The sequence below is a fragment of the Halorubrum sp. Atlit-26R genome (genome assembly GCF_003666015.1).
GTDB lineage: Archaea > Halobacteriota > Halobacteria > Halobacteriales > Haloferacaceae > Halorubrum.
The window spans coordinates 1-504 of the sequence record NZ_QPLT01000413.1 but is presented as its reverse complement, the minus strand read 5'-3'; the positions used below and the strand labels follow the sequence as shown (position 1 = coordinate 504).

The window sequence follows — 504 nt, the reverse complement described above, 5'->3', positions numbered from 1 at the left end:
AGGGCGACACCTGCGTCGTCGAGTCGTACGTGTACGCGGTCGGGCGGACGAGCCTCCGGACGCGTATCCGCGCGTACCGCGAGTCGCCGCGCACCGGCGAGCGCGAGCTCACCACGGAGTCGTACTTCGTGTTCGTCGCCGTCGACGCGGACGGGAACCCGACGCCAGTCCCGGAGCTGGAGGTCGCGGGCGAGCGCTGTCGCGAGCTGCGCGACGAGGCGCTGGCCGCGGAGCCGGACGAGGGCCGGTGACGGTTCGCGAGAAGCGACGGGACGGAACTCGGGCTAACCGGTCGGGGCAGATTCGGTGTGTCCGAGCGCTGCGTCGGCCGTCACCGCTTCGAAGTTCTCGATCGGGTGCGGCGAAGGCACGGCGCTTCCTCGCGGTCGGGATGGACGGCGTCGGCGAGGCTGACGTGTCGATCGATCGCCATGGCGCGCAGTGAACGGCGGGGCGACAGGTCGGGCCGGCGCACACACCGGGGTCGCGAGGTACCCGGACGGA

The 504-nt window shown here is 72.2% G+C and carries 1 protein-coding gene; it reads left to right on the top strand.

All coding sequences use genetic code 11. The features are described 5' to 3' along the window. On the top strand, positions 1 to 251 hold a 251-nt coding region (locus DVK07_RS21220; RefSeq protein WP_394338905.1), incomplete at its 5' end, for an acyl-CoA thioesterase. Between the last annotated feature and the right edge of the window lie 253 nt (positions 252 to 504).